The organism is Kitasatospora misakiensis (assembly GCF_042656005.1).
GTDB classification, from domain to species: Bacteria; Actinomycetota; Actinomycetes; order Streptomycetales; family Streptomycetaceae; genus Kitasatospora; species Kitasatospora misakiensis.
Map to the genome: position 1 here is coordinate 70,702 of NZ_JBHSOF010000020.1, position 18,595 is coordinate 89,296.

Annotated in this window: 17 protein-coding genes; 6 read left to right on the plus strand and 11 right to left on the minus strand. The window is 73.5% G+C overall.

The annotated features are described in order from the left end of the window. Positions 1-66 precede the first annotated feature (66 nt). The 5 genes from ACFP3U_RS17415 to ACFP3U_RS17435 all read right to left on the minus strand — a co-directional run bounded on the left by ACFP3U_RS17415 (position 67) and on the right by ACFP3U_RS17435 (position 3,682). Positions 67-780: a YidC/Oxa1 family membrane protein insertase gene (locus ACFP3U_RS17415; RefSeq protein ID WP_380226447.1), complete on the minus strand. Its 714-nt coding sequence runs from the start codon at positions 778-780 to the stop codon at positions 67-69. Positions 781-867: 87 nt separating this feature from the next. Then, complete coding sequence (locus ACFP3U_RS17420) at positions 868-1,164, minus strand: DUF6412 domain-containing protein (RefSeq protein WP_380226448.1); 297 nt, start codon at positions 1,162-1,164, stop codon at positions 868-870. Positions 1,165-1,240: 76 nt separating this feature from the next. Continuing rightward, positions 1,241-1,789: a hypothetical protein gene (locus tag ACFP3U_RS17425; RefSeq protein WP_380226449.1), complete on the minus strand. Its 549-nt coding sequence runs from the start codon at positions 1,787-1,789 to the stop codon at positions 1,241-1,243. Further along, the gene (locus tag ACFP3U_RS17430; RefSeq protein ID WP_380226450.1) at positions 1,786-3,255 is read right to left on the minus strand and encodes a hypothetical protein; all 1,470 of its coding nucleotides are present in this window, start codon (positions 3,253-3,255) and stop codon (positions 1,786-1,788) included. Before ACFP3U_RS17430 ends, ACFP3U_RS17425 begins: the two co-directional genes overlap by 4 nt. Before the next feature lie 7 nt (positions 3,256-3,262). After that, positions 3,263-3,682, minus strand: coding sequence for a type VII secretion target (locus tag ACFP3U_RS17435; protein WP_380226451.1), 420 nt, complete (start codon positions 3,680-3,682; stop codon positions 3,263-3,265). Between the two features lie 134 nt (positions 3,683-3,816). Here ACFP3U_RS17435 and ACFP3U_RS17440 point away from each other — a divergent pair, with 134 nt between their 5' ends. Both ACFP3U_RS17440 and ACFP3U_RS17445 read left to right on the plus strand, forming a co-directional pair. Beyond that, entirely contained in the window at positions 3,817-4,101 is a 285-nt protein-coding gene (locus ACFP3U_RS17440) for a type II toxin-antitoxin system Phd/YefM family antitoxin (RefSeq protein ID WP_030311163.1), read from the plus strand. Next, on the plus strand, positions 4,094-4,516 hold the full coding sequence (locus ACFP3U_RS17445; RefSeq protein WP_380226452.1) for a type II toxin-antitoxin system VapC family toxin: 423 nt from the start codon (positions 4,094-4,096) through the stop codon (positions 4,514-4,516). The genes ACFP3U_RS17440 and ACFP3U_RS17445 overlap by 8 nt, the downstream gene beginning before the upstream one ends. A 79-nt stretch (positions 4,517-4,595) precedes the next feature. On the opposite strand, the gene ACFP3U_RS17450 is transcribed toward ACFP3U_RS17445, so the two are convergent. Together ACFP3U_RS17450 and ACFP3U_RS17455 are read right to left on the minus strand one after the other, a co-directional pair. Then, positions 4,596-5,711, minus strand: coding sequence for a Gfo/Idh/MocA family oxidoreductase (locus ACFP3U_RS17450; RefSeq protein ID WP_380226453.1), 1,116 nt, complete (start codon positions 5,709-5,711; stop codon positions 4,596-4,598). A 124-nt stretch (positions 5,712-5,835) separates the two neighbouring features. Then, complete coding sequence (locus tag ACFP3U_RS17455) at positions 5,836-6,615, minus strand: HAD-IIA family hydrolase (RefSeq protein ID WP_380226454.1); 780 nt, start codon at positions 6,613-6,615, stop codon at positions 5,836-5,838. A 314-nt stretch (positions 6,616-6,929) separates the two neighbouring features. Here ACFP3U_RS17455 and ACFP3U_RS17460 point away from each other — a divergent pair, with 314 nt between their 5' ends. The 3 genes from ACFP3U_RS17460 (at position 6,930) to ACFP3U_RS17470 (ending at position 10,252) form a co-directional block, all read left to right on the plus strand. Beyond that, positions 6,930-8,165: a low temperature requirement protein A gene (locus tag ACFP3U_RS17460; RefSeq protein ID WP_380226455.1), complete on the plus strand. Its 1,236-nt coding sequence runs from the start codon at positions 6,930-6,932 to the stop codon at positions 8,163-8,165. Positions 8,166-8,332: 167 nt separating this feature from the next. Continuing rightward, positions 8,333-9,010, plus strand: a complete 678-nt coding sequence (locus ACFP3U_RS17465; RefSeq protein ID WP_380226489.1) for a uracil-DNA glycosylase — start codon at positions 8,333-8,335, stop codon at positions 9,008-9,010. Positions 9,011-9,196: 186 nt separating this feature from the next. After that, positions 9,197-10,252: a glycoside hydrolase family 6 protein gene (locus tag ACFP3U_RS17470; RefSeq protein WP_380226456.1), complete on the plus strand. Its 1,056-nt coding sequence runs from the start codon at positions 9,197-9,199 to the stop codon at positions 10,250-10,252. 22 nt (positions 10,253-10,274) lie between these two features. Here ACFP3U_RS17470 and glxA read toward each other — a convergent pair whose 3' ends face one another. The 3 genes from glxA to ACFP3U_RS17485 all read right to left on the minus strand — a co-directional run bounded on the left by glxA (position 10,275) and on the right by ACFP3U_RS17485 (position 15,838). Further along, the gene (gene glxA / locus ACFP3U_RS17475; RefSeq protein ID WP_380226457.1) at positions 10,275-12,206 is read right to left on the minus strand and encodes a radical copper oxidase GlxA; all 1,932 of its coding nucleotides are present in this window, start codon (positions 12,204-12,206) and stop codon (positions 10,275-10,277) included. Further along, positions 12,203-14,131, minus strand: coding sequence for a glycosyltransferase family 2 protein (locus ACFP3U_RS17480; RefSeq protein WP_380226458.1), 1,929 nt, complete (start codon positions 14,129-14,131; stop codon positions 12,203-12,205). The genes glxA and ACFP3U_RS17480 overlap by 4 nt, the downstream gene beginning before the upstream one ends. Before the next feature lie 279 nt (positions 14,132-14,410). Then, the gene (locus ACFP3U_RS17485) at positions 14,411-15,838 is read right to left on the minus strand and encodes a 3-oxoacid CoA-transferase (RefSeq protein ID WP_380226459.1); all 1,428 of its coding nucleotides are present in this window, start codon (positions 15,836-15,838) and stop codon (positions 14,411-14,413) included. Between the two features lie 296 nt (positions 15,839-16,134). Here ACFP3U_RS17485 and ACFP3U_RS17490 point away from each other — a divergent pair, with 296 nt between their 5' ends. Next, positions 16,135-17,100, plus strand: coding sequence for an alpha/beta fold hydrolase (locus tag ACFP3U_RS17490; RefSeq protein ID WP_380226460.1), 966 nt, complete (start codon positions 16,135-16,137; stop codon positions 17,098-17,100). Between the two features lie 57 nt (positions 17,101-17,157). On the opposite strand, the gene ACFP3U_RS17495 is transcribed toward ACFP3U_RS17490, so the two are convergent. Next, entirely contained in the window at positions 17,158-18,444 is a 1,287-nt protein-coding gene (locus tag ACFP3U_RS17495) for a polysaccharide deacetylase family protein (RefSeq protein WP_380226490.1), read from the minus strand. Positions 18,445-18,595: the final 151 nt, after the last annotated feature.

Genomic DNA, 18,595 nt, shown 5'->3' on the forward strand with positions numbered 1-18,595 from the left:
GCCGACCGGCCCAAACGATCACACAGGCTAGAGGAGGTCCGGTCCGCCGCCGCGGCCGACCCGGCCTCAGACCAGCGCCACCGCCGCCGGTTCCGGCGCCCCGTCCCGGTACAGCCAGGCGCGCTCGGCGGCGGACCACGCGGTGGTGGTCAGCAGGTAGATCCCGGCCGCCAGCGGGACGAGGGCGGCGAACAGCACCGTGCCGAACGACAGGTACGGCAGGAACGCCAGACCCGGCTGCGGCGCCGCGTCCTTCGGCGCCCGCGCCGCCTGCTCGGCCTGCGCGCGCCGGGCCCGCCGGAAGTTGACGTACGCCAGCGCCGCCAGCCCCGCGTACAGCACGACGAACACCGCCCACTGGCCCGCGCCCCGCACCTCGCCCACGTGCAGGCCCAGCGGGGCGCCGAACAGGGTGTGGCCGAGCAGGTCGTTCGGGGTGGTGAACAGCCGGTACATCACCGAGAAGAACGGGATCTGCACCAGCATCGGCAGGCACCCCGCGAACGGCGAGGCCTGCTCCTCCCGGTACAGCTCGGCGAGCGCGGCCTGGAGCTTCTCCGGGCGGCCCTTGTGCGTGCGGTTCAGCTCGGCGATCCGCGGGGCCAGCCGGGCCCGTGCCTTCTCGCCGCGCGAGGCCGCCCGCGCCAGCGGGTGCAGCGCCAGCCGGACGCAGACGGTGAACAGGACGATCGCCAGCGCCGTCGGGACGACCTGCGCGAGCGCGGCGACGACATCGTGGGCCAGGCCGACGGCCGGGTCGAGGATTGCGAAAACGGACATGGTGGAGCGAGCCCTCCGGGGTCTCGGGAGACGAGTGATCGACGGAGGACGGCCGCGCGGGGCCCAGGGATGAACGGTTCCGGGGTGTTACGCGGCCGCCGGGGCCGCTCCCGGCGCCCTCGGGCGTCGCCTGCCCCGGGCGTCCGGATCACGCTGCGGAAGGAACGCCGTCCGGAACGCGCGTCTGCGCAGCACCCCGGCCCGCACACTCGCCGGCGCCCGCGCCCCCAGCAGCCGCGCGACGACCAGCGCCCCCGCGACCGCCCCGGCCACCAGCACCACGGCGGCCGCGGCCGCCACCGACGTCAGCGACCCGCCACCCTCGGCGAGCCACTCCCCACTCAGCACCCGGAGCAGCCCGAGCAGCATCGCGACCACCGTCACGTCCCTGCCTCCTCTGCGCTCCGGACCAGTACTGCCAATGATGATGCCAGACGAGGCCGCCGACCGGACCCCCGTCTCAGGGGGTGTGGACGGCGCTGACCCACACCTGGCTGCTCCCGTCGGACCGGGAGGCGACGCAGACCCGGGTGCCGATGTTCTTGGCCTGGCCCGGGGTGTAGAAGCCTCCGCAGGTCAGTGGAGAGGTGGTCGAAGGATCGGGGGCGCCGATGTGTTGGAAGCCTTCGAGGTCGATCCCCTGGACATATCGCCTGTCAGCCCACTCTGAAGCGGGGAGGGAGCTCTTGTATCCCTCCAGCTCGCCCTGCGGAATCCGGAACGCGAGCACGGCGAAGTCGTCCTGGAGGCCGTTCAGGTAACCCCATCGGACATCCTCCGCCGACACCGGGACCGTCACGTGGGCGAAGCGGGACACTTCGTCCCGGTCGACGGTCATCCAGGCTCCCGGCCGCCCGCTGTCCGGCTTCGGATGGCGGAACTCGTGGTCCAGCCAGTAGAGCCCGGCCACCCCGGCGGCCAGGAACAGGAGGAACGCGGCGAGCACACCGAGCAGCAGCCTCCGGCGGGAGCGAGGGGCCGCGGGTGCCGGGCGGGTCGTGGAACTCATCGGGTCTCCCTCCCGGGATCGGCGGGCCCGCCCTCGCGGTCGCTGTACCGCTCACCCGTGCCCGCCGGTACGAGCGGTGCACCGCCGCCGACCACCCGGTCGTAGGGAGTGCTTCGGCCGCTCATGTCGTACTCCTGCGCCAGTCCGGTCTGATGGAGGCCCTGCATGTCCGAGTCCGAGACGCTCACACCGGCGATGTCGGTGGTCTTGCCCGCGTCCCAGTTGTACCGGTCCCACACATTGACCTGGTACCTCATGGACACCGAGGGATTGCCGTCGGGCCCGGGCCGCACCGTGACCACGCCCGACAGCACACATGCCTGACTGCCCACGGCGGTGAACCAGTTCGGCTGGCTGTCCGCCCGGAACGTGTAGTCGTTGTCCTGGTTGCGCGGAGTCTCCACCGGGACGGCGACCGGAGCGCCGCCCGACTTCCGGTAGGCGGCCAGTGCCGTCTCCCGCCACTGGGCGTCGTTCGCGACGAGCAGGGACTCCACATGGCCGCGGAAACTCGGGTCGTCGCGCAGCATCCGGTCCACGTCCACGGTCAGTGGCTCACCGGTCCCGTCGAGGAAGTGCTGCAGATTGCGGGCCGCGTCCGTGCGGCCCGAGAAAGTGCCACCGGCGAGGAGCAGCCCGGCGAACGCGCGGAACGACCGTTCTTCGATACCGGGTTCGCGGGAGTAGAACGGACCCGCCCCGCTGTCCGGCGCCGTCCACACATAGGTCGGGTCGAGGACCCCGGCTTCGAGGAGGCGGCCCGGTGCCAGCTCCAGCAGCTGTGCGCGGACGGCCGGGTCCACCGTCGCCCACCAGGCCGGGATGTCCTTACGGTCCTTCGGCATGCCGACCGCGCCGATCACATCGGCCTTGGCGTTCGCCACCGCCCCCGGGCGGGTCGCCGGGTCGACGTCGGCGGGGTCGAGGGTGCGGAGGGCGGTGGTGGCCGTGGTGTCGGCCTCGGTGGCGGCCGTGACGGCCTTCCGCATCGCCTCGATGTGCTGCTGGAGTTCGTCCCACTGTCGCCGCCGGTACGCGATCGCGTCCGGGTCGTTGCGGTCCTCGGGTGGGAGCGGCGGCAGGGTGACGGTGCCGTCGGCGGACACCGTCGCGCCGAGGGCCTCGGCGTCGCCGACGGCGCGCAGGAGGTCCTGCCGGGCCTTGGTGAAGGCGGAGCCGGCCCGGCGCAGGGCGGCGGTGACGGCGAGGGCCTCGTAGTGGAAGGCGGCCAGTTCGTCGGCGAGCAGGCCGATCTCGCGGGTGGCCTCGTCGGCCGCGAGGCCGGTCCAGGCGCGGGCGCCGGTGGGGGCGAGCGGGCTCGGGCCGGCGCCGGTGAGCGGGTGCAGGACGCCGGACCGCAGGCGGCCGGCGATCTGTTCGGCCTGTCCGGCGATCCCGTTCCAGGTGTCCCCGGCCTTGGACAGCGTCTCGAAGGAGGCGTCCCGCAACTGCGCGAAGGTCACCACGGCCGGCTCACGGTGCCTTGAACGCGGAGGCGGCGGAGGTGTCCGTGGACCGGTAGGCGGCGGCGGTGGCCTCCAGCCGGTCCGCGGTCAGCCCGAGCCGGGTGTCGAGGCTGTTCCAGCGGGCCGTCCACCAGGAGAGGACCTGGCTGAGCGCGGCGCCCGAGCCGAAGCCCCGCGCCGTGAGGGCCTGGGCGGCCGCGCCGGTGTCCGGTGCGGCGTGGCCGACGGCGTACCGCAGCTCGCCCCGGAGGCCGCGCGACACCTCGGCGGCCCGGCGGAGCGCGGCGGGCTCGACGTGGACCGGGGCGCCGGCCGAGGGGCCGGCGGCCCAGGGGCCGGGGCCGCCGGCGGGGCGGGGGAGGCCGGGCGGTGGGCCGTCCTGGCCGTAGAGCCACGGATTTCGTTGCGCCTCGGCGTTGTCGGCCATGTGCGGTGCCCCCCAGCGTGATCGGTCGTCTCCGTACGGTAACGCGATCGGGGCGCCGGGGCGGCGGGTTTCCGGCGGATCGGTGCGCGCCCGGGGTGTAGCCGTGGGTGCTACACGGGGCTACCGTGGAGAGCATGAAGACGATTACCCAGCGGGAGTTCCGGAACAACTCCGCCGCGGTGATGGACGCGGTGGAGGCGGGGGAGACCTTCCACATCACCAGGAACGGGGTCGAGGTCGCGGAGCTGCGGCCGGTCGCGGGGCGCCGGCGGCTCACCGCGGAGGAGCTGGTGGCGCGGCACGTGAAGCTGCCGCGGGTCGACTACCAGCAGATGCGCAAGGAGTCCGAGGAGTACTTCGGGCCGGAGGAGCTGGTCGGGGACGAGGACGGCGACCCGTTCGAGCGGCCGCGTGGCTGAGCGGCGGCGGGCGCCCCGGCGGCGGCCCGCCGGGGTGCTGGACACCTGCGTCTACATCGACCTGGCGCTGCTGAGCCCGGCCGACCTGCCGGCGGTGCCGGAGCTGACGGCGATCACCTTCGCCGAGTTGCAGCAGGGCGTGTCGATGGCCCGCGACCCGGTCAGCCGGGCGGCGCGGCTGGAGGTGCTGGGCGCGGCGATGGCGGACTTCGACCCGCTCCCCTTCGACGGGGCCGCCGCCGCCCGGTACGGCACGCTGGTGACGCTCACGATCGCCGCCGGCCGCCAGCCGCGTCCGCGCCGGATCGACCTGATGATCGCCGCGATCGCCTCCGCGCACGGCCTGCCGCTGTACACGCGCAACATCTCGGACTTCAAGGGGCTGGGCTCGGCGGTCGAGGTCATCGGGATCTGAGCGGACCGTCCGCTGCTGCTCGGCTGGGTCCGCCGCCCCCGCGCGCCGGACGTGCGTGTGCGCGGGGCGCGGCGGACGGTCAGGCCGGGGCGCCGTCGAGCCGGACGGTGGTGCCCGTGGCGGCCGAGGCGCGGGCGGCCTCCAGGACGGTGAGGGTGGCGACGGCGTCGCGCGGGTCGACCGGGGGCGGGGTGCCGGGGGCCGCCAGGGCGGCGGCGACGGCCGCGTAGAAGGCGGGGTAGTCGCCGGGGTCGGTGGGCAGGGCGGTGGCGGACTCGTCGGTGCCGAGGGTGCCGTACTGGGCGGGGTCGTCGGCGCCCCAGGGGACGGTCCCGTCGGGGCGCAGGCCGGTCCGCAGGGCGGCCTCCTGCGGGTCCATGCCGGCCTTGACGTACCCGGCGACGTCGCCGAGGACCCGCAGCCGGGGGCCGACGAGCGGGGTGACGGCGCTGGTCCACAGGTGGGAGCGGGTGCCGTTGGCGTGGGTGAGGGCGAGGAAGGCGTCGTCGTCGACCACCGCGCCGTCGCGCCGCACGTCGATCTCCGCGTACACCGTGTCGACCGGGCCGAACAGCGTGAGCGCCTGGTCGACGAGGTGGCTGCCGAGGTCGTAGAGGGTGCCGCCGACCTCGGCCGGGTCGGCGAGCTCGCGCCAGCCGGGCTTGGGCTTGGGCCGGAAGCGCTCGAAGCGGGACTCGAAGCGGTGCACCCGGCCGAGCGCGCCCTCGCGGACCAGGCGGGCGGCGGTGAGGAAGTCGCCGTCCCAGCGGCGGTTCTGGAAGACGGTGAGCAGGGTGCCGCTCGACTCGGCGAGGTCGCAGAGGTCGCGGGCCTCGGCGGCGGTGCCGGCGATCGGCTTGTCGACCACGGTGGCCAGTCCGGCGGCCAGGGCGGCGCGGGCGAGCGGGGCGTGGGTGCGGTTGGGGGAGGCGATGACGACCAGGTCGAGCGCGTCGGGGTCGGCGAGCAGCTGCTCGGGGGTGTCGACGGCGCGGGCCTCGGGGTGCTCGTGCCGCAGCTGGGCCCGGCGCTCGGGGTTGGCGGTGACCACCGCGTCCAGCCGGAGCCCGGGGGTGGTGGCGATCAGCGGGGCGTGGAAGGCGGAGCCCGCCAGGCCGTAGCCGATCAGACCGACGCGGAACGGCGGCCGGGAGCCGGGAGGGCCGGGAGGTGCGGGGCGCGCGGAGGTGGTCATGCGCTCTACTCAACCACGACGCGCCCGGTCGGCCCCGGTTTCGGCGTCGGTGTGCGGGCGGGGGCCGGGCCCGGCGCGCCCCGTGGGACGGGGGCCGTCCCCTCGTGGGACGACCCCCGGCACCTCAGATCAGGTCGACCAGATCGGCGATCGAGTCGACCACCCGGGTCGGCCGGTACGGGAAGCGCTCCACCTCGGTGGCCTGGGTCAGGCCCGTGAGGACCAGGAAGGTCGTCATGCCGGCCTCCATGCCCGAGACGATGTCGGTGTCCATCCGGTCGCCGATCATCGCGCTGTTCTCGGAGTGGGCGCCGATGGCGTTCAGGCCGGCGCGCATCATCAGGGGGTTGGGCTTCCCCACGAAGTAGGGCTCCACGCCGGTGGCCTTCGTGATCAGCGCGGCCACCGCGCCGGTGGCGGGCAGCGCCCCCTCGGCGGACGGGCCGGTCTCGTCCGGGTTGGTGGCGATGAACCGGGCACCGTCGTTGATCAGGCGGACGGCCTTGGTCATCGCCTCGAACGAGTACGTCCGGGTCTCGCCGAGGACGACGAAGTCGGGGTCGGTGTCCGTGAGGACGTACCCGACGTCGTGCAGCGCGGTGGTCAGGCCGGCCTCGCCGATCACGTACGCGGTGCCGTTGGGGCGCTGGTCGGAGAGGAACTTCGCGGTGGCCAGCGCGGAGGTCCAGATGTGCTCGGCGGGAACGTCCAGGCCCATCCGGGAGAGCCGGGCGTGCAGGTCGCGCTGGGTGTAGATGGAATTGTTGGTGAGCACCAGGAAGGGCTTTCCGGACTCACGCAGCCGCTTGATGAAGGCGTCGGCCCCGGGGATCGGCACGCCCTCGTGGATGAGGACGCCGTCCATGTCGGTCAGCCAGGACTCGATGGGCTTGCGGTCTGCCACTGTGGTGTCTCCTAGGTCTTGCGGTGGTTCGAAATCGCACCGGAACGGACACCAGCGGCCGGCCCGGGCGCCACGGGGCTGCCCCAACTGCGGCCAGCCTAGTCGCCCCGGGGCTCGGGCCGTAGGGGCTGTCGAACTGGTGGACACCGGTGGGCCCACCTGCTGCTTACCCGCTCGGAGCCGGGTGGCCCCGGGTGGTCAAGTCGATCGCGGACCTCGTCGGGCTGGTCTAGCCTCGGCACTGCTGTTGCGGGTCCCGCCCCCGGCCGACGACCGGGAGTGGGACCCGTCCGCTGTGCGCCGAGGAGGGGCGGATGAGCACTACGGGGGAGCTGCCGGTGGGAGCCGAGGAGTCGCCGGTCGGACCGGGGGAGCGGGCGGCGGGGAGACGGCCGGCCGAGGAACCGGCGGAGAAGCGGGTCACCTGGGCGGAGTTGTACTTCGACCTGATCTTCGTCTTCGCGATCACGCAGGTGTCGGGGCTGCTGCACCACCACCACGACTGGGCCGGGGTCGTGCAGGCCCTGGTGGTGTTCGTCCCGGTGTACTGGTGCTGGGTCGGCACCACCGTGCAGGCCAACATCCGGGACGTGGACACCGCGCGCGACCGGCTGGGCATCCTCGCGGTGGGGCTGACCGGGCTGGTCATGGCGCTCGCCGTGCCCGGCGCGTACGGGAACCGGGGCGTGCTGCTCGGCGCCGGATACTGGGCGGCCCGGGTGGTGCTGCTGCTCCTGCTGGTGCGCGTCCCGGGCGTCTGGCGCGGCCCGTACGGAGTGGGCGTGCTGGTCAGCGGGCCGCTGCTGGTGGTGGGCGGGCTGCTGCCGGAGGGGACGCGGGTCTGGCTCTGGGCACTGGCGGCGCTCTGCGACCTGTCCGGGCCGGTGGTGTTCCGCAGCAAGCTGGCCGCGGTCTCCTACCACCCGGCGCACATGCCGGAACGGTTCGCCCTGTTCCTGCTGGTCGCGCTCGGCGAGTCGATCGTCGGCATCGGCGCGAGCGCGGCGGCGGTCCGGCTCGACGCGGCCGAACTCGTCGCGGTCACGGCGGCGTTCACCATCTCGGCCGGGTTGTGGTGGCAGTACTTCGTCTACGCGGCCGACGCCATGCGGCACGCCGTCGTCGTCGCCGACTCGCGCCGGGACGTGGTCCGCCGGGTCTTCCAGTACGGGCACCTGGCGCTGGCCGCCGCGGTGATCGCGGTGGCGGTCGGCTTCGGCGAGACGGTGGCCGATCCGCGCGCGGCGCTCGGCGCGGGCTCGGTGGGGCTGCTGTACGGGGGCTGCGGGCTGTACCTGCTCACCTTCGGCTACACGCGGTGGATGATGTTCCGCTCGGTCGCGACCACCCGGATCGTGGCGGCGGGGGTGGTGCTGGCGCTCGTCCCGGTGGTGGTGCGGTGGCCCGCGCTCGCCGCGCTGGTGGCGCTCGCGGTGGTGCTGGTGGCGCTGAACGTGGTCGAGCACCTGCGGGTGACCCGGGCGGCGGCGCCGTCGTCGGAGTCGGCCGGGGAAGCGGTCGGGGACCGGGTTGTCGGTGGGCCTGTGTAGCGTTCGGGGTGAAAGAGGGCGTACGGCGCGAGGGGCGCGATATGCCCGCAGGTCGGGGCGTGCGGCGGTGAGTGGCCGCCCGGTGGGAGGTAGAGGTCGTCGTGACGGACACGGTCGAGGCGGGGACGGTCGAGGCGAACGTGGGCGAGGGGGGAACGGGTACCGGGCTGGAACTGCCGGAGTCCTGGCGGGCGGTGCTGGGCGCCGAGACGGAGCAGCCGTACTTCGCCGAGCTGGCGGCCTTCGTGGCGGCCCAGCGCGCGGAGCACCAGGTCTTCCCGCCGAGCGGGCAGGAGTTCTCCGCGCTGGAGGCCACGCCGTACGAGAAGGTCCGGGTGCTCGTGCTCGGCCAGGACCCGTACCACGACGACGGCCAGGCCCACGGCATGAGCTTCTCGGTGCTGCCCGGCACCAGGACGCCGCCGTCGCTGCGCAACATCTTCAAGGAGCTGGACGCCGACCTCGGCATCCCGACGCCGGACAACGGCTACCTGATGCACTGGGCCGAGCAGGGCGTGCTGCTGCTCAACGCGGTGCTCACGGTCCGCGCGCACGAGGCCAACTCGCACAAGGCCAAGGGCTGGGAGAAGTTCACCGACGCGGTGATCAAGGCCGTGAGCGCCCGCGAGGAGCCCGTGGTCTTCGTGCTCTGGGGCAACTACGCCAAGAAGAAGCTCCCGCTGATCGACACCGAGAAGCACGTGGTGGTCCAGGGCGCGCACCCGTCGCCGCTCTCCGCCAAGCTGTTCTTCGGCAGCCGGCCGTTCTCGCAGATCAACACCGCGCTGGAGGGCTTCGGGGTCGACCCGATCGACTGGCGGGTCCCGGACCTCAAGCAGGCCTGAGCCCTCGGGGCGGTGCCCCGTTCCTGACGGTCCGTCTCCTCGCTGCGGGCCGCCCGCCGTTCACCTTCCGGTGGGCGGCGGGCGGTGACCGGTGTGCGAAGCTGAGGGCCGGCCGGGGCACCGGACCGGGGCGGGGAGGGGCGGTACGTGCGCCGAGGTGGGCGAGGGGCGGGGTTCCGGCCGGCCGTGGGGGCGGCGCTGCTGGGGCTGCTGGCGGGCGTCGCGGGGTGCTCCGGGGGGAGTGACGGGGGGAGCGGCGGGGGTTCGGCCGACAGCGGCAAGGCCGGCTCTGTCGGCGGGACTCCGACGGGAGCGCCCGCACCCGGAACGCCGGCGGCCGGCGCGCTGCCGCAGCTCCCCGGCCAGACCTTCTACGTCTCCGACCAGACCTCCGCCGCCCGTCAGGTGGCCGCCCTGCGCGGCCAGGGCCGGACGGCGGAGGCCGACACCCTGCTGCGGATCGCCGACCAACCCTCCTCGCAGTGGCTCACCGACCAGGCCGCCCGGGGCCTCGCCGAGCAGGTGAGCCGCCGTGCCGCCGAGGCCGACCGGACGCCGGTCTTCGTCGCCTACAACATCCCGCACCGGGACTGCGGCCTCTACTCGGCCGGCGGCGCCCCCGACGCGACGGCGTACCGGGCCTGGATCACCGGCCTGGCGGAGGCACTCGGGGACCGCCGGGCCTGGGTGGTGCTGGAGCCGGACGCCGTCGCGCACACCCTGGACAGCTGCGGGGTCAAGGGCGACACCGCCACCGAGCGGTACGGCCTGCTGGCCTTCGCCGTCCAGGAGTTGAAGAAGCGCCCGCAGGTACGGGTCTACCTGGACGCGGGGAACCCCGGCTGGGCGCAGGACCCGTCCGCGCTGGCCGAGGCACTGCGCAAGTCCGGGATCGCCGCCGCCGACGGCTTCGCGGTGAACGTCTCCAACTTCTACTCCACCGACCGCGACGCGGCCTACGGCGCCCAACTGTCCGCCCTGCTGGACGGCAAGCACTTCGTCGTCGACACCAGCCGCAACGGCAACGGCCCGCTGAGCCCCGAGGCGTGGTGCAACCCGCCCGGCCGCGCGCTCGGTGCGCCGCCCACGGCGGAGACCGGGCGGCCCGGGGTCGACGCGTATCTCTGGATCAAGAACCCGGGCGAGTCGGACGGCGAGTGCGGTCGCGGCGAGCCCCGGGCGGGCGAGTTCTGGCTCCCGTACGCGCTGGGGCTGGCGACCACGCCCGGCGCCGCGGGGTAGCGCGGCGGGGACGGCTGAGGGGTCAGGGCGTGACCCGGATCCAGCGGGCCTCCGACGGGGTGCCGGCGGTGTCCGTGACGAAGAGCAGGTACCAACCCGGCGGCAGCAGACTGGAGTTGGCGGGCAGGGTCAGCGAGAGGCCGTCCGCGCTGCGCGCCGTGATGTCCAGGGCCACCGAGCGCTGCTCGACGTCGGTCGCGTGGGTGACCGAACTCGGCCGGAGGAGCTTGGCGGTGGCGATACCGCCCGGCGTGGGCGTGTTCACCGGGACGGTGCCGCCGAGCTTCGCGACGGCCGGGGCGCCGGTCAGCCTCGGCCGGTCGCCGTGGAACAGGTAGGGCGGGCTGTAGATCTCGATCCGCTGCTCGAAGGTGCCCGGTTCGGTGCCCGCCCGGTCGTTGAAGAGCGGGTCGGAGCCGAGCACCGCGACCCGCCCGTCCGGCAGCAGCAGGGCCTCGGCGTGGTAGTTCCGGCCGACGGCCGGTTCGGCGGCGGTGGTGAAGGTGTTGGTGGCCGGGTGGTAGGTCTGCGCCTTCAGCAGGTCGCTGCGGTGCTTGCCCCGGTAGTCGCGTGAGCCGCCGGTGGTGAAGACGGTGTCGTCGGGCAGGATCACGCTGTTGAGGTAGCGGGTGCCGCCGGCCGGCAGGTCGGGGCCCGGGGTGAACGCGGGCTTCGCGGCGGCGAGGTCGGCGATGTCGGTGCGGGCGGTGGAGAGCGGGGACTCGCCGACGCCCCCGCCGCCGAGCACCATCACCTTCTGCGCCTGTGCGGGCGGCAGCAGCACGGAGGAGGAGGTCTCGGCGAGCTGGGGGTCGCGCAGGCCGGGGACGGGCTGGAAGCTGTTGTCCGCGAGGTCCCAGAGCCCGGGCTCGCGCCCCTGGTCGGCGGGCCCGTAGCCGGCGTTCGACCCGGAGTAGAAGAGCTTGCCGGACGCGGTGAGGAAGATCGACGGGTAGGTCGGGAAGTAGCGGTCCGGGGCCTTGGACCAGGTCCGGCTCGCCGGGTCGTAGATCTCGTTGTCGTGGCCGCTGAGAATCTGCCCGGTGTCGTCCAGCCCGGAGACGGTGACCACCCGGCCGTCGCCCAGCCCGGTCAGCGTCGGGTACCAGCGGGCGTAGGCCATGTCGGTGACCTGCTCGTACATCTCGGTGTCCGGGTTGAACTCGAAGGCGGCGCGGATGCCCTGGTAGTCCTGCTTCTCCAGGGTCATCCGCTCGGCCGTGCCGTAGAGGTTGCGGGCGTCGAGCCCGGTCAGGCCCTCGATCGTGTACTGGGCGGGGGAGTTGAGCACCGAGTCCGGGCCGGGCGCCACCGCCTCCACAAACACCTTCACCTCGCCGGCCTTGACCACGGTGGCCGCGCCGGAACCGGTCTTCGTCGCGGCCGGGACGGTGAGGTCGGCGGTGGAGACGTACGCGCGGCCGTTCGGCGCGTGGAAGACGGTGCCCCGGGGGAGGCTGCGGGAGGCGTCCGGGTTCTCGTTGCGGACCCGCATGGTGCCGGCCGCCTTCTTCACCGCGCCGTCCAGCGCCTCGTAGCGGCGGGTGCCGCCGGCCACCAGCATCCGGCCGTCGGGCAGCGCCGTGTGACCGCCGCAGAACATGTCGGCGGGGGTGGGGACCGCCTTGTAGGTGTTGGCGGCCGGGTCCCAGAGCAGGCTCTTGAAGGTGCCCGCGTCGAAGTTCCTCCGGTTGTTGCCGGAACCGGCGATGATCAGGACCTTGCCGGTGCGCAGCAGGGCGGAGTGGATGGCGTTGATCCGGAACTCGGCGGGGAGCACGAGGGTCTGCCAGTGGCCGTACTCGGCCTTGTAGGCGGGGCGGTTGATCACGTAGTGGTGGTACCGCTCGTTGGCGAAGCCGAGGACGGCGGGGGCGTTCATCCCGGCCACGGTGAGGGCGAGGGTGCTGCCGAGGGCGAGGCGCCGGGTGCGGCCGGCGGTGCGGATCTTCACGGTGGGTCGTCCCCTCGCGGTGTGGTGCGGTGACGGGTGGTTGCGGGCGATGGTGTTCGGGCCGGCGCGAGCGCGAGCGGGAGGGTGGAGGTCGGAGGCCCGGTCCGGCGACGGCGGACGGCGTCCACGGCGAGCAGCAGCATCGGCAGCAGGCAGAGCAGGAACGCCAGGCAGGCCCACGACCGCATGGCGACGTGGTCGTGGCCGGTGCGGAAGGAGGCCGCGACGGCACCGCCGAACACCAGGGCCCAGAACAGGTGGAGGCGGAAGGTGGACACCCGGTCCGGGCTCGCCGACTCGCCCTTCGGCGTCACCACGAACCGGCCGCGGATCCGCAGGAGCGCGTGCAGAAACGATGCTGCGTAGATCGGACCGCAGAGCGCCGACATCACCATGCCCGCCACCCCCGACGAACCCGCCGGCTCGTGCGGGCTCACGTTGTGCTTGCGGTTCCAGGTGTAGAGCAGCAGTTGGAGCGCGGCGGCGTCACTGTAGAGCGCCATCCAGCTCTCCGAGGACACGTGCACCCCCGAGGCGCCGAACCCGAGGTAGAGCACGCTCGACACCCCGCCGAGCAGCCAGGTCAGCGCCGCCATCGGGTAGAAGGACACCATCAGCGTGTAGTTGAGCAGCCGCCCCGGTGACAGCCCCCACACCGCGCGCCAGTACTGGGTCAGCAGGGTCTCGTAGGTGCCCCGGCTCCAGCGCAGCTGCTGCGAGAAGAAGTCCGTCCACGACGAGGGCCCCTCGCCGACCGCCAGGACGTCCGGCGTGTAGACCGACTTCCAGCGCGCGCCGGTGGCCGGGTTGCGGCGCCGGTGGAACTCCAGGCCGGTCGCCATGTCCTCGGTGACGGAGTCGTACAGGCCGCCGATCGAGCGCAGCGCCTCGATCCGGACGGCGTTGTTGGTGCCGACGAACATCGGCGCCCCGTACCGGTTCCCGGCCCGCTGGACGAGGGCGTGGAAGAGGTACTGCTGGCTCTCCGAGAACCGGGTGACCGCCGAGCCCGAGCTGCGGTAGTTCCCGTACACCTGCGGGCCGACCACGAACGCCACGTCCGGGTCGCGGAAGTACCCGAGCATGCGCTCGCCGAACCCGGGCAGCGGGACGTGGTCGGTGTCGACGGAGATCCAGTAGTCGTAGCCGGCGCCGTGGGCCTGGAGCCAGCTGTTGTAGTTGCCGTGCTTGCTCCTGGCGCGGAACCGGCCCTCGGGCGCGTTCCACCGTTCGACGCCGTACCGGCTGAAGTGGCGCACGCCCAGTTCGGCGCAGAGCGCGCGCATCGCGGGATCGTTTCCCTCGTCCAACAGCCAGACGTGGTACCGGCCGTCGTGCCGGACGGCCAGCGCGGCGGTGAGCGTCGCGCGGACCATCGCGGGCGGTTCCTTGCCCGGGACGCAGGTGGTGAGGAACGCGACCCGGGTACCGGCCTCGGGCTCCACCGGCACGGGGTCGCGGGCGGCGAGCGTCGCGTGGGCGTTGGAGACGACGTTGACCAGCCGGAAGGCCTCGACCACGGCGATGATCGTGATCATCACCTTGTCGCCGATCAGCAGCCAGCTGTCCGTCTCGCCGGGCCGGACCGGCCAGTGGCTGGGCCGGAGCAGCCAGACCAGGAGCAGGCCCTCGACCAGCGGCGCGGCCAGCAGGAGCAGCGCCGCCCGGATCCGGTGCGGTTCGCGGCTCAGCAGGCTGCGGTACCGCACCCGGTACGGCTCGCCCCGTCCGGAGTCCTCGGCCGGGGTGGTGGCCGCGACCGCGGGGCCGGCGAGGCGGCTGAAGTAGGCGTAGTCGTACGGGGCTTCGGGGGTGGCGCTCGAAGCGGGTTCCGGCTCGGGTTCGAGTTCCGGCTCCGCTTCCGGTGCCGGGGTGTGGGCGGGCGGTTCCGCGGCATCCGCCCGGCGCGAGAACGGCCCGATCATGTGCGCTCCCCCCGGAGGCCGACCACGCGGACCGACCCATGGTGCGTACTCCGACCGGGGGTGTGCGATCCGGTCCGCCGCGCGGTTCCACGGCGGCGGACCGGGATCCTCCAGCCTCTTCAACTGTTGCGGAGGGGAGGCTCGGTGGCAACCGATCTGAAAAATGATCATTGTGTGAGCACGAAAATATGGCGAATCCCGGCCAAATGAAGGCTTGTTGGTGCTATGGGTGGTGAATTGCCCATCGGAGCCTCCGGATTGTCCGCCCGCGCGCGCGGCTCATCCGACGGATCGGGCCGGCGGGAGAAGGACGGGCCCGGTCGCGGCCTGCACCTCGTCGAAGGTCACGCCCGGCGCCGTCTCCACCAGCCGCAGTCCCTCCGGGGTGACGTCGACCACCGCGAGGTCGGTGACGATCCGGTCGACCACCCCGCGCCCCGTCGCCGGCAGGGAGAGCTGTTCGACGAGCTTCGGCGAACCGTCCCGCGCCGTGTGCTCCATCACCACGATCACGCGCCGGGCGCCGTGCACCAGGTCCATGGCGCCGCCCATGCCCTTGACCGTCCGGCCCGGGATCGTCCAGTTGGCGAGGTCCCCGGCGGACGAGACCTGCATGGCGCCCAGCACCGAGACGTCGATCCGGCCGGACCGGACCATGCCGAAGGAGAGCGCCGAGTCGAAGAAGGAGGCTCCGGCGGCGACCGTCACGGTCTCCTTCCCGGCGTTGATCAGGTCGGGGTGCTCGCCCCCGTCGGCCGGGTACGGACCGACCCCGAGGATGCCGTTCTCGGAGTGCAGCACCACATGCACCCCCGGCGGGAGGTGATCGGGGATCGGCGTCGGCAGCCCGATGCCCAGGTTGACGTACTGGCCGTCGCGCAGCTCGCGCGCCGCCCGCGCGGCGAGCGCGTTCCGGGGGTCGAGCGCGTTCCGCTTGTCGGGGGCGGCGAGGGCGGTGCGGATCGTGCGAACAGTGCGGCGTTCGATCCGCCGGTCCTCCGGATCGGCGGCGACCACCCGGTCGACGTACACCCCCGGAAGGTGGACGGCGTCCGGATCCAGCGCGCCGGGTGCGGCGATCCGGTCCGCCTCGACCACGGTGATCCGTCCGGCCGTCGCGCACAGCGGATTGAAGTTCCGGGCGGCGGCGTGGAACACGCAGTTGCCGTGCCGGTCCGCGACCTCGGCCCGGACCAGCGCGAAGTCCGCCGTGATGGCCTCCTCCAGCAGGTAGCGGCGGCCACCGAACTCCCGGACCTCCTTCGGCGGCGAGGCCAGCGCGACCGACCCGTCCGCCGCGTACCGCCAGGGCAGTCCGCCCTCCTCGACCTGGGTGCCGACCCCGGCCGGGGTGAAGAAGGCGGGGATCCCCGCACCGCCGGCCCGCAGCCGCTCCGCGAGGGTGCCCTGCGGTGTCAGTTCCACCTCCAGCTCGCCCGAGAGGTACTGCCGCGCGAACTCCTTGTTCTCCCCGACGTACGAGGACACCATCCGGGCGATCCGTCCGGCCCGCAGGAGCAGCCCCAGGCCCCAGTCGTCGACGCCGCAGTTGTTCGACACCACCCGCAGACCGGTCGTGTCCGTGGCCGCGAGTGCGCCGATCAGCGTGCTGGGGATGCCGCAGAGACCGAAGCCGCCGACGGCGAGCACCGCACCGTCGGGGATGTCGCCGACGGCGTCGGCGGCGGAGTCCAGGACCTTGTCCAAGGTGTCACCTCGCGAAGGGAGCGGAAGAGGGTGAGGGGCAGGGCGACCGTGACCCGCCGCACCAACCGTCACGCCCGGTCGCCCGCCGCGGCCATGGCGGACGCCGCCACGCCCCGCCGCGACCTCATGGCGTACGACCACACCGGCCCGCCGCGGGACCGCCACCGGCCCCGCGACATGGGGCCGACCGCCACAACGACGCGGGCCGATACGTCCCCCGGGCACATGTCGCCGCCCGCACACCCCACCTACGGTTCCGGCATCCACCCCCGCAACACCCTCAGGAGCCGGTCATCATGAGCAGCTCGACAGTCCCCACCAGGACGCCGTCCGAGCGGTCGGCCGCCGGTGGCGGCCCGGCGGGCCCCGAACAGCTGAGCGTCCCCGTGCCGGGCGGGGACCTGGCCGTGCTCCGCTGGCCGGCCACGGTGCCCGGCGCCCCGACCGTCGTGGCGGTGCACGGCATCACCGCCAACGGCCTCGCCTGGTTCGAGGTCGCCCGCCGCCTCGCGGGGCGTGCCACCCTGCTCGCACCCGACCTGCGGGGGCGCGGCGACAGCCGCGGTCTCGGCGAGCCGTACGGCCTCGCCCGCCACGCCGACGACGTGGCAGCCCTGATCGCCGGGCTCGGCCTGGGCCCGACCGCGGTGATCGGGCACTCCATGGGCGCCTGGGTGACGGCGCTGGCGGCCGTCCGGCACCCGGAGCTGGTCAGCCGGGTGGTGCTGATCGACGGCGCGGTCGGCTTCCCCCTGCCCGAGGGCGTGAGCGATCACGACGCCCTGGCCGCCGTGCTCGGCCCGGCGCTGACCCGGCTGTCGATGACCTTCGCCGACCGGCAGGCGTACCGGGAGTTCTGGCAGCGCCACCCGGCCTTCGCCGCCGACTGGTCCGCCGACATCGACGCCTACACCCAGCGCGATCTCGTCGGCGAGGAACCCGAACTGCGCTCCGCCTGCGTGCCGGCGGCGGTCGAGACCGACGGCGCGCAGGTCCTGCTGGACGAGGAGGCGGCCACCGCCGTACACCGGCTGCCCTGCCCGGGCGCGTTGCTGTGGGCGGAGCGCGGCCTGCTCGACGAGCCGCAGGGGCTCTACGACGAGAAGCGGCTCGCGGCCGCCGGACTGGACGGCCGCCATCCGGTGGCGGTGTCGCCGGTGCCGGGCAGCAACCACTACTCGATCCTCTGGGGGCGCCCCGGCGCCGAGGCGGTGGTCCGCGCCCTGCTGGGCCCGTCCTCCGCCGGCCTCGCCGCCGGGTAGCCGCCGAGCAGCTGCCGAGCAGCTGCCGAGCAGCCGCCGAGCAGCCGCTGACCCGGCCTAGCCGGCCGTGCCGAGGAAGGTCTCCCAGCCGCCGGCCGGCGCCTGTCCGACGTTGAGGGTGCGCAGCTTGCGGAGGGTGGACTGGTCCTGGACCTCCAGCCACTCGACGAGCTGTTTGAACGAGACCAGCCGGACCTCGGGCTTGCCCGCGATGGTCTTGAGGGTCTCCTCGACGGCGTCCATGTAGATGCCGCCGTTCCACTGCTCGAAGTGGTTGCCGATGAAGAACGGCGCGCGGTTGCCGTTGTAGGCGCGGTCGAACCCGGCCAGGTAGGAGTCCCGGGCCTGGGTGCGCCACTCGCCGAACTTGGCCGGGTCGCCGTTGGTGGTCTTCGACTGGTTGGCCAGGATGTTGTAGTCCATCGAGAGCACCTGGAACGTGTGCCCGGGGAAGGGGATGCTCTGCAGCGGGAGGTCCCAGACCTTGCCGTCCTGCACCTTCTGGGGCCAGATCTGCTGGCCGCCCGCGGAGCTGGCGTCGTACTTCCACCCCAGGTTGGCGGCGGTCGGCAGCAGGGCCTTCTGGCCCTCCAGGCAGGGGGTGCGGCCGCCGATCAGCTCCTTCTTGTAGTCGAAGGGGAGCGGGTCGACGTCGGTGAAGCCGGTGTTGGTCCGCCACTGGGTCACGAAGCCGATGGCCTGGTCGATCTCGCTCTGCCAGTCCTCGGGGGTCCACTTGTTGACGCCGTTGCCGTCCGACCGGGTCGAGCAGAAGTGGCCGTTGAAGTGGGTGCCTATCTCGTGGCCGGCCAGCCAGGCCTGGCTGATGAGCTTGAGGGTGTTCTTGACCGCGCCGTCCGACAGGTAGGGGATGTCGGAGGCGCCGACCGAGTGCTTCGGCGGGTGGTACAGCTCGGACCTGCCCTTGGGCAGGGCGTAGATGCCGGAGAGGAAGAAGGTCATCGAGGCCTTGTGCTCCTCGGCGAGCTTGAGGAACCGGGGGAACTGGCCGTCCTCGGTCGCCCCGGCGCCGTCCCAGGAGAAGACCACGAACTGCGGCGGGCGCTCGCCCGGCTTGAGCTTCTCCGGCTTGGGCTGCTTCGGCTGGGGGCCGGTGTCGGAGGTCGAGCCGTCTCCGATCGGGGTGCCCTTGGACGGGGTTCCGGTCGGGGTGCCGCTCGCCCCGGTGCTCCCGCCGCCGGTCGTGGGAGCGGGGGCGGGGCCCGAGGTGGAACCGGAGGCGGAGGCCGCCCCCGAGCCGCCCCCGGAACAGGCCGCCACCGCTCCGAGAGCCGCAGTCGCGGCGGTGGCTGTGAGCACGGTCCTGCGCGAGATGCTGCCCATCGTCTCCCCTGGTCCGGAGCGGATGGCGGTCAGGGCCGCATCCGCGCCAGTCATATCGGACAATTGATTGATTATCCGTCGTTAGCATGGCATGCGGACGCAAGGGTCACCAAGGAGTCCGGGTCCGCCGGACATGAACACGCGCGGCACG

Bases quoted from the DNA above. Each gene is read 5' to 3' on its own strand.
- ACFP3U_RS17415 (WP_380226447.1), bottom strand. From the start codon at position 780: ATGTCCGTTTTCGCAATCCTCGACCCGGCCGTCGGCCTGGCCCACGAT.
- ACFP3U_RS17425 (WP_380226449.1), bottom strand. From the start codon at position 1,789: ATGAGTTCCACGACCCGCCCGGCACCCGCGGCCCCTCGCTCCCGCCGG.
- ACFP3U_RS17435 (WP_380226451.1), bottom strand. From the start codon at position 3,682: ATGGCCGACAACGCCGAGGCGCAACGAAATCCGTGGCTCTACGGCCAG.
- ACFP3U_RS17440 (WP_030311163.1), top strand. From the start codon at position 3,817: ATGAAGACGATTACCCAGCGGGAGTTCCGGAACAACTCCGCCGCGGTG.
- ACFP3U_RS17450 (WP_380226453.1), bottom strand. From the start codon at position 5,711: ATGACCACCTCCGCGCGCCCCGCACCTCCCGGCCCTCCCGGCTCCCGG.
- ACFP3U_RS17460 (WP_380226455.1), top strand. From the start codon at position 6,930: ATGAGCACTACGGGGGAGCTGCCGGTGGGAGCCGAGGAGTCGCCGGTC.
- ACFP3U_RS17480 (WP_380226458.1), bottom strand. From the start codon at position 14,131: ATGATCGGGCCGTTCTCGCGCCGGGCGGATGCCGCGGAACCGCCCGCC.
- ACFP3U_RS17490 (WP_380226460.1), top strand. From the start codon at position 16,135: ATGAGCAGCTCGACAGTCCCCACCAGGACGCCGTCCGAGCGGTCGGCC.
- ACFP3U_RS17495 (WP_380226490.1), bottom strand. From the start codon at position 18,444: ATGGGCAGCATCTCGCGCAGGACCGTGCTCACAGCCACCGCCGCGACT.